At 33.0% G+C, this 4184-nt stretch carries 3 protein-coding genes; 2 read left to right on the top strand and 1 reads right to left on the bottom strand.

Annotation, left to right across the window (positions count from 1 at the left end):
• Positions 1–261: 261 nt before the first annotated feature.
• Positions 262–1032: a class I SAM-dependent methyltransferase gene (locus AFK68_RS07715; protein WP_094672250.1), complete on the bottom strand. Its 771-nt coding sequence runs from the start codon at positions 1030–1032 to the stop codon at positions 262–264.
• An 894-nt stretch (positions 1033–1926) separates the two neighbouring features.
• Between AFK68_RS07715 and mtnB the strand changes: the two genes are divergently transcribed.
• Together mtnB and AFK68_RS07705 are read left to right on the top strand one after the other, a co-directional pair.
• Positions 1927–2544: a methylthioribulose 1-phosphate dehydratase gene (gene mtnB / locus AFK68_RS07710; RefSeq protein WP_094672249.1), complete on the top strand. Its 618-nt coding sequence runs from the start codon at positions 1927–1929 to the stop codon at positions 2542–2544.
• A gap of 704 nt (positions 2545–3248) precedes the next feature.
• A complete protein-coding gene (locus AFK68_RS07705; RefSeq protein WP_094672248.1) occupies positions 3249–4019 on the top strand; it encodes a hypothetical protein in 771 nt (256 codons plus the stop codon).
• Positions 4020–4184: the final 165 nt, after the last annotated feature.

Below are 4184 nucleotides of genomic sequence, written 5' to 3'. Positions count from 1 at the left end.
GGAGTAAGAATTTTGTCTACAGTCTAAGCTCATAGTGTATTTTTCAATTATTATTTCTCCAAAAAAAGCCTCTGGGAGACTTACACATAACTTGTCTGTGAGTGTCAAATTTTATCTTAAGAAAGATGTTTATAAAGCATAGCCCTAAAAGGGAGAGGATTGAGGAGCAAAGAAAAAAATTTCTTTTTTCTCATAAGGGGGGAGACTTTAAACCAAGATATTTAATTATTAACTATCTCCCTATTCCCTATTCCCTATTCCCTATTCCCTAAAGGAAGTAATTATTACCCTCGGTTCAGCAAGATATAAATCGGTACGATAAACTAAATAAACTAAACCTTTTTTATCTACCCATCGTTCATATAATACCTTCAAATTTTTTGTAATCTCTTCTCGTTCATAACCCTTATTTGGCACTGATGAAGAACTCATAATTCGACCAATTAATCCGAGTAAATCTAACTCTTGTCGATGAGCAAATACTGAATGTCTAAAATTAACAAAATTTGGACTTTCTTCTACAGATGTAATCGAAACATGAGGCTTCTTTTTGGCTAGTGGATGAAGTTTAGATATCTGCTTCATTAAATTACTATTTTCTTTAGTAAATCCATCTTGTTTATTCCAGTTATTCCTGACAATAGCTAACCTGCCAGATGGTTTTAAAATTCTGTGAAATTCTCGTAGGGTAGGTTCTAAGTTAAACCAATGAAAAGCATGAAAACAAGTGACTAAATCTACAGATTGATCGGGTAGATTTGTCGCTTCTGCAGTTGCCTCCTGAAATTTGATTAAAGGATGAGGTGCAGCAGCATTTATCATTTCAATATTTGGCTCAATAGCAATTACATTGATTCCCTGTTCAGCTAACATTTTAGAGCCAATTCCTGTACCTGCTCCAATATCTGCTGCTACTAATTCAGAAGGATTTTCAAATCCGCTTATTATAGCAGTAATAGTTTCTTTTGGATAGTTGGGTCTATAGTTGGCATAATCTGTTGCTCGGTCAGAAAAACGATTTAGTGGGTTCATGTTATCTTAGCAGCTCTTAATTGATATTATTTTCATTCACAACTTTAACTCAATTCTTAAATCCTGGCATTCTGGAAATAGAAAGTAATTCATTAATGGATAATGGATAATGGATAATTGGTAATGGATAATGGATAATGGATAATGGATAATTGATAATGGATAATTGATAATTACAGAAAAATAAAGGTATAAAACCTTCTATTTCAAGAGAAAAAAGAAAAAAAATCCTTTTCTTCAATCCTTCTATAGCAATTCTATTTTATTTGTGTATAAAAGTCTTACTGCTTTTAGGGAACAGGGAACAGGCAACAGGCAAGAGTTTCAGTTTTTTTATCTACTTTTTGGTTTGTCACGACCAATTTAGGATTGCTATATTACAGAAGAGGTCATTTCAGTTATCAGTTATCAGTTATCAGGGAACCTCCGACTAAAGTCGGAGGCTTGAAATACTGAATTAAATATTTTTTTCATCCCCTTAAAAGGGGAGGCTTTGGACCTCCTTTTTTGGTAATAATTAATTGTTAGTTATAGTATTTATCAAATAGATGAGATCAATAAGTTTTAGATTTTAGGGAATAGAAAACAGAGACAAGGGAAAAAATAGTATATCTTATTAATCAACCGCTATCTTATAGACATCTCCGAGCATCAAAAATAAAATCAATTATCTCTCCTAAATCATCAATTATTTCCCCCTACTTCCTACTCCCTACTCCCTACTCCCTACTCCCTACTCCCTACTCCATCTTTTCCCGATAGATATAATTAACAGAGATTAAGAAAATATTTAATATTGAAATTTTAGTCTAGATTTTGATACCTTAAACAGATTAATCATATTTACTAAATTCATAGTAAAAAGTTATAGATACTTGTAAGTATTACTTAAAAATGAACATTGACCCTCGTGAATCTTTAATCTATGCAGCGACAAATTTTTATCAAAAAGGTTGGATGGTAGGTACTGCTGGAAATCTTTCTGCTCGTCTACCTGATAATAGTTTTTGGATTACTGCTAGTGGCCGCCCAAAAGGAGAATTAAGTCAACAAGATTTTGTGCGAGTAGATATAAATGGTCAAGTATTAGAAAAGCTAAATCCTCATTTTCGCCCTTCGGCTGAAACAAGTATTCATCAAGTTATTTATCAATGTTTTCCAGAAGCTAAAGCTTGTTATCATGTACATTCTATAGAGGCAAATTTAGTCTCTAATTTTACTGAGGGAAATGGTTTGCTTTTACCATCACTAGAAATGTTGAAAGGTTTGGGAATTTGGGAAGAAAATCCTTGGGTAGAAATGCCTTTATTTGGGAATCATTTAGAAGTTAAAAAAATTGCTGATGAAATAAGCGATCGCTTCGGAGATTCTCCACCAAAAATTCCTGCTTTATTAATTCGTAATCATGGTGTAACTGTTTGGGCAAATTCTACTGAATCTGCTTATCATTATATTGAGTTAGTAGAATATATTTTTCGTTATATGATGGCTGCTAGACAAGTTAGTTTTTAAGTCATAAAAATATGATATAGCAATCCTCTAATCGGTGTTCAATAATTGATAATGGATAATTGATAATGGATAATTGATAATGGATAATTGATAATTACCTCTGGTTAAAAGGAAGAGGATTGAATAAAAGGAAATTTTTTTTTGTTTCTCCACGGTGAGTGAGAGGCTTTATACCTTTATTATTCGGTAATATTTTAGTAGCAGTTAGGAGTCAGGAGTAAAAAATTTAAAGGTTTTTAACTCAAATTAATTATTATAAAAACTGTCACGACCAATATAGGATTCCTATCTTGAAGAATAATTTAGGATAAATTATTCAGAATTGAAAATGGTTTGGGAAAAATTTACTTGCTGTTGCTATAGCAATCCTAAATGATTTGTCAGAGAAAGCTGTAGGGGTTTGGTCTCCAAACACAGTTACCATAATGTAAATTAGTAAATAGTTAAATCAGTAAAACTATGAAAAAACAACTTTTCACTCTATCAAAAAAATTAATCATTCTAATATTAGGAATGATCCTGATTTTTGATTTACCAATGCAAAAATTATGAGCTGTAGGGGTTGGGGTTCCAAACACAGTTACCAAGGGATTTGGAGACCAAACCCCTACGATAAAATTTTATAACCTCTAAACAGGATTGCTATATTTTTCTTACCTATAAATAAGTATTGTAAATTAGTAAATAGTTAAATCAGTAAAACTATGAAAAAACAACTGGTCAGTCTATCAAAAAAATTAATCACCCTAATATTAGGAATTATCCTGATTTTTGGTTTACCAATGCAAAAATCATTAGCAGCATGCCCAGAAAATTTACAGGAATTACAAGAATTATTTGATATTCAACTACAACGATCTTATACACGGGGAGTTGTAGATGCTGCTCATGCTAGAGAAGATGAAATAGATAATACTCTATGGTCAATTACTTCAGATAATCCTGATTTAATATGGCGAGAAGTAGATGGAAAACCCCAGGTATTGATGGTAACTTGGACTGCCTGGAATGGTTATAATGACAAGGTAGGTGAAAAAATGCAGTTAAGTCGAGAAGTCTGGACTACTCCTGTTCCCCAGTTACAAACTTTTGGGTCTGAACTTAGCCTGAATGAGGATAATTTAACTCTCAGACTGGAACAATATTTAGGTTTACCTCCTCGCAATGGTAAAAGTAAATTTGTACAGATGTGGGTTGAACCTAAAGATTTATTCCGTCCTTGCCCAGATCCAGAAATTAACGATACTAGCTGCGACTTGGAATTTCCTGATAATGTTGAACCTCTACATGAGGAATGGGTAAATGACAAGATACTTACTTCTTATGGTGAAAATGGTTATCCTTGGACGAGGTTAGGCTATACTTATGATTGGGGAAGTATTGCTACAGAAATTGGCGGAAGTGAATTTGTGGTTAGCTCAGGTGCAGAGGTGGAAATTGATTCGGTTATTAATACTGTGGAATATGTTCGGTAAAATTCAGCTTTGAGCTAAATCTAAAACCTGCCCTAGTTTTGTAAAAATTCTGAATGAGCATCTTCGACTAATATCATGTCCGGATGTAATGGTATAAATAAAATATTTGGTGATCGAGAGGATATATTTTAATTTATCCCCAACTCCCCAACTCCCCAACTCCCC

Origin of the sequence: Hydrocoleum sp. CS-953, assembly GCF_002260545.1 — a bacterium.
Lineage (GTDB): Bacteria > Cyanobacteriota > Cyanobacteriia > Cyanobacteriales > Microcoleaceae > Trichodesmium.
This window is presented reverse-complemented; position numbering and strand designations above follow the sequence as displayed.

What these genes read in the sequence shown, in the direction of transcription:
- AFK68_RS07715 (WP_094672250.1), bottom strand. Translation starts at nt 1,032, where the DNA reads ATGAACCCACTAAATCGTTTTTCTGACCGAGCAACAGATTATGCCAAC.
- AFK68_RS07705 (WP_094672248.1), top strand. Translation starts at nt 3,249, where the DNA reads ATGAAAAAACAACTGGTCAGTCTATCAAAAAAATTAATCACCCTAATA.
- mtnB (WP_094672249.1), top strand. Translation starts at nt 1,927, where the DNA reads ATGAACATTGACCCTCGTGAATCTTTAATCTATGCAGCGACAAATTTT.